The sequence below is a fragment of the Mesorhizobium sp. LNHC209A00 genome (assembly GCF_000502915.1).
Lineage (GTDB): Bacteria > Pseudomonadota > Alphaproteobacteria > Rhizobiales > Rhizobiaceae > Mesorhizobium.
Map to the genome: position 1 here is coordinate 1 of NZ_AYWT01000048.1, position 5162 is coordinate 5162.

Consider the following 5162-nt stretch of genomic DNA (forward strand, 5'->3'; position numbering starts at 1 on the left):
CCTCGTCGTCGAGCTGAACGACCCGCTAAACCTGGGCCTCTCGCAAGACGATTTCCTGGCCGGCAATTTCAAGGCGCAGGTCGGCCGTAACGTCGACGAGGTCATGACCGGCACGCCAGGTGATGATCTGATCTATTCTGTTGATGGCAACGATACGGTCAACGGCCTTGCCGGCAGCGACACCATCTACGGTGGCGACGGGGCGGACACGCTCAATGGTGGGCTTGATAGCGACTCCCTCTATGGAGAGAACAACGACGACATTCTGAACGGCGATGAAGGCATGGATACGCTGGTTGGCGGGCTGGGTGGCGACACGCTGCACGGCGGCGATGATGCCGACATCCTCATTGGCGGCGTCGACGCGACTGGGACGGGTGGCGACACCGCGGTCAACACGCTGTTTGGCGACCTCGGCGATGATCAACTCTACGGCGATGCTGGCGACGACGAGCTTCACGGTGGCGGCGACAATGACATCATCTCCGGCAACGGTGGCAACGACCGCATCTTCGGAGACCAAGGCGCCGATTCAATCTATGGGGGCAGCGGCAACGACCTGGTTATCATTGAGCGCTCTACACACTATGCTCTCGGAGAGACAATTGACGGCGGCGATGGCTTTGACACCATCCGGTTCGCGAGCACGATCGCCAATGATACGCTTGCAATGCGTGAGGGGATCTCTTCGATCGAGGAAGTTGTCATCTCTGACGTTAATGGCAGCACCTCCGGTACAACCGCGCTCAATCTCGATGCGAGCAGCCTGTCATATGGGCTCAGCCTGAAAGGGAACGCAGGCGCCAACCATATAATCGGCACAGCCTTCGATGATGTAGTCGACGGTGGCCTCGGCAGCGATTTCTTGGATGGCGGATCGAGAACCGATGCGGGGCCGGAGAAAGATATCGTTAGCTACAGCGATCGATCTGACGCAATCGTTCTCACGCTGAACGGTTCGACAGACACCCAAGTGATCGTAGGCGGAGTTGCAGAAGACACGATCCGCAATTTCGAAGGAGTGATTGGTGGCAGCGGCAACGATTCTTTGACAGGCGACGGCTTGGCCAATGTTCTTTCTGGATCGGGAGGCAACGATGCAATTGATGGCAGCGGAGGTGATGACACCGTCGTCTTCACTGGGCCTTGGAAGAACTACTCGATCAGTGTTTCAAATGGTGTTTACTCGATCACCGACAAAACCGGCGTGGATGGTACCGATGTTGTGTCGAACGTCGAGAACTTTGCCTTCTCGAATGGGACCTTCTCAGGGGCTGAGATCATCAACGACGCGCCGGTGGGCGTGAATGACGCAAATGCGTCGGATAACGTGATTGAGGCAGGAGGCGTAGCCAATAGTACGGCCGGCGATGCCACAGCCACCGGAAATGCGCTAGCCAACGACACCGATGCCGACCTGGGCTTGGGTGACACCTTGGCCATCAACGGCGCACGGGCGGGGACTGTGGCCCTGGGCGGAGCGTTCACTCCCATTTCCGGAGCGACTTCGCTTCTCGGAATCTATGGCACTCTTTTAATTGACGTGAATGGTGACTACACCTACTCGTTGAATGATAGTGATCTAGACACACAGGCTCTCATCGATGGAGCGGTAGCGACCGATTCTTTCGCCTACAGGCTCGTTGATGCCAACGGCGCAACCAGTATAGCTCAAGTTGATATTTCTATTGTTGGCAGAAATGATGCGCCAACTTCTTCGTTGGTCACTCTTTCGTCGATAGCCGAAGATTCTGGTGGTCTGCTCATTTCACAGAGTGCTCTGCTGGCCAACGCCACAGATGCTGAAGGCGATATCCTTACGGCCACCGGTCTAGTCATATCTTCCGGCACCGGCTCGCTGGTCGACAATGGCAACGGCACCTGGAGCTACACCCCGGCCCTTAATGATGATACGGACGCCTCCTATTCATATACGGTCAGCGACGGGCATGGCGGAAGCATTGCAGGTTCCGCCAGCCTTGATATTACGCCAGTCAACGATGCGCCCACCACTGCGGCAGTGACCCTTCCGCCGATAGCCGAAGGTTCCGGTGCACAGCTCATCACTCAAGCCGAATTGCTGGCCAACGCCGGCGACGTCGATGGTGACAGCCTGACGGCTTCCAATCTGATCATCGCCTCTGGCGCCGGCTCGCTGGTCGATAACAGCGATGGGACTTGGAACTACACGCCGGCTGCCAATGACGGGTCGGACGTCGCCTTTTCCTACGCCGTTGGCGACGGTAACGGCGGGAGCGCCGCCGGATCTGCAACGCTTGACATTGTCCCAGTAGCCAATAGCGGACCGCCGACGATCACGTCGGACGGTGGCGGCGACACGGCCTCTCTCGCGATTGCTGAGAACAGTACAGCCGTGACGACGGTCACGGCCACCGATCCCGACGCTGGAACCTCGTTCAGTTATTCGATCAGCGGCGGTGCTGACGCCGCCCTGTTCCAGATCGATGCCACGACAGGCGCGCTGAGTTTCCAGAACGCGCCAAACTTCGAGGCGCCGGCCGATAGCGGCGGCGACAATGTCTACGATGTCACGGTGCAGGTCTCCGATGGCTCGCTTATTGACAGCCAGGCCATTGCCGTCAGCGTGACCGATGTCGGTGGTCCCACGGACGTTCCCGCGTCANGGCTCGCTTATTGACAGCCAGGCCATTGCCGTCAGCGTGACCGATGTCGGTGGTCCCACGGACGTTCCCGCGTCAATCCACCGAAACGGTTCAAGCACCGTCGTGGAAGGCGGTACGATCGTCCTTTCTTTCACACGTGCTGGCGGCGACATCTCTCAGCCGCTCGATGTTTTCTACTCCACTCATTTCTACGATCCGAATGGGGGACCAGAGTTCGCAACGCTGTCCGATTTCACTGGAACGAACATCCCAGACGGCTCGATCCAAACAATCCACTTTGAAGCAGGATCTACTGTTGCGACCATCAGCTTCCAGACTGTCGATGACAACATACAGGAAGGTCACCAGCGTAGCTTCACGGTGGAGCTANGTTGCGACCATCAGCTTCCAGACTGTCGATGACAACATACAGGAAGGTCACCAGCGTAGCTTCACGGTGGAGCTACAACCTTCGTCTGCCTACGTGATTGATGACACCTTAAAGTCGTTTGGGTTCCTTCTCGACAACGATGCACCGCCAATCATCACCTCGAACGGCGGCGGTGACACTGTGTCCCTTGCTGTCGCTGAAAACAGCACAGCAGTGACCACGGTAGCCGGCACTGATCCCGACNTGTTGCGACCATCAGCTTCCAGACTGTCGATGACAACATACAGGAAGGTCACCAGCGTAGCTTCACGGTGGAGCTGCAACCTTCGTCTGCCTATACCATCGACGGTGGTCTAAAATCTTTTGGCTTCCTCTATGATAACGATGCGCTACCAATCATCACCTCGAACGGTGGCGGTGACACTGTGTCCCTTGCTGTCGCTGAAAACAGCACAGCAGTGACCACGGTAGCCGGCACTGATCCCGACGGCGGGGCTAGCCTCGCCTATTCGATCAGCGGCGGTGCTGACGCCGCCCTGTTCCAGATCGATGCTACGACGGGTGTCCTCAGTTTCCAGACGGCGCCAGATTTCGAGACGCCGACCGACAGCGGCGGTGACAATATCTATGACGTCACCGTCCAAGTGTCCAAAGGCACCCTCGCCNTTTCGAGACGCCGACCGACAGCGGCGGTGACAATATCTATGACGTCACCGTCCAAGTGTCCAAAGGCACCCTCGTCGACAATCAGGCAATCGCCGTGACAGTGACCAGTGTAGACGAGTCGCCTTCTATCACTTCCAACGGGGGCGGTGACACGGCCACCGTCAGCGTTGGTGAGAATACCACAGCGGTGACGACGGTGACTGCGACTGATCCAGATGCGGGGACCGTATTCACTTATTCGATCAACGGGGGTGCCGACGCCGCTCTGTTCCAGCTTAATCCCACAACAGGTGCCCTAAGCTTCCTGGCCGCACCAAACTTCGAGGCGCCGGCGGATTCAAACGGCGACGGGATCTACAATGTCACTGTGCAGGCTTCCGACGGCACGAGCACCGATAGCCAAGCCGTTGCTGTTACCGTGACCGACCAAAATGAGCCTCCTACAATAACCTCAGACGGCGGCGGGGAGCACATCACCATTTTCAGGTCGGAGAACACAACCGTTGTGACTACGGTTACGGCGAACGATCCCGACGTTGGCGACACGCTGACTTACTCGATTTCTGGGCCACACGACATCAATCCGGACGGCAATCTGTTTACGATTGATCCAAGCACCGGCGTCCTCTCGTTCGTCACGGCACCCGACTTTGAGAGCCCGAACCTGAATGGCGGAAGCTTTGACAACTACTACGCCGTAAACGTCGTCGTCACAGATAGCTTGGGCGTCGTTGACCAACAAGTCATCGAGATCGGCATTACGAACGCAAACGAAACGCCGACGATCACGTCGGACGGTGGCGGCGACACGGCCTCTCTCGCGATTGCTGAGAACAGTACAGCCGNGGCTCGCTTATTGACAGCCAGGCCATTGCCGTCAGCGTGACCGATGTCGGTGGTCCCACGGACGTTCCCGCGTCAGTGCACCACAACAATGGCTTAGATGCCGTAGTGGAGGGGGGGACCCTTGTCTTCTCCTTCACGCGAGAGGGTGGCGACATTTCGCAGCCACTCGATGTTTTGTATTCGACTCATTTCTACGATCCGAATGGGGGACCAGAGTTCGCAACGCTGTCCGATTTCACTGGAACGAACATCCCAGACNTTCGAGACGCCGACCGACAGCGGCGGTGACAATATCTATGACGTCACCGTCCAAGTGTCCAAAGGCACCCTCGCCGACAATCAGGCAATCGCCGTGACAGTCACGGATGTCGCGGGCCAGACAATCACTGGCACCAACGCTGCTCAGACTTTGACCGGTGGTCCGGAAGCCGACACCATTCTCGGGGTTGGCGGCAACGATACTCTCAATGGGCTTGCTGGTGGTGACACGCTCGACGGCGGCGCTGGTGCCGACACCATGGTCGGCGGCACAGGCAATGACATCTACGTCGTCGACAACACCGGAGACATCGTGGACGAGACCGGCGGGGACGGCACTGATCTGGTTCGCTCGTCGATTGCTTTCAACCTTTCCG

At 57.9% G+C, this 5162-nt stretch carries 4 protein-coding genes; all 4 read left to right on the plus strand.

Annotated elements, in window-relative coordinates; translation table 11 throughout:
• Positions 1-2659, plus strand: a 2659-nt coding sequence (locus tag X739_RS136660; RefSeq protein WP_023796691.1) for a cadherin-like domain-containing protein, incomplete at its 5' end; no start/stop codon positions are given.
• Between the two features lie 667 nt (positions 2660-3326).
• The gene (locus X739_RS1000000169865; RefSeq protein ID WP_023796692.1) at positions 3327-3779 is read left to right on the plus strand and encodes a cadherin repeat domain-containing protein; all 453 of its coding nucleotides are present in this window, start codon (positions 3327-3329) and stop codon (positions 3777-3779) included.
• On the plus strand, positions 3776-4567 hold the full coding sequence (locus X739_RS1000000167455) for a cadherin repeat domain-containing protein (protein ID WP_023796693.1): 792 nt from the start codon (positions 3776-3778) through the stop codon (positions 4565-4567). Before X739_RS1000000169865 ends, X739_RS1000000167455 begins: the two co-directional genes overlap by 4 nt.
• A gap of 81 nt (positions 4568-4648) precedes the next feature.
• The coding region (locus tag X739_RS1000000171300; protein ID WP_280940077.1) for a calcium-binding protein at positions 4649-5162 on the plus strand (514 nt) is incomplete at its 3' end.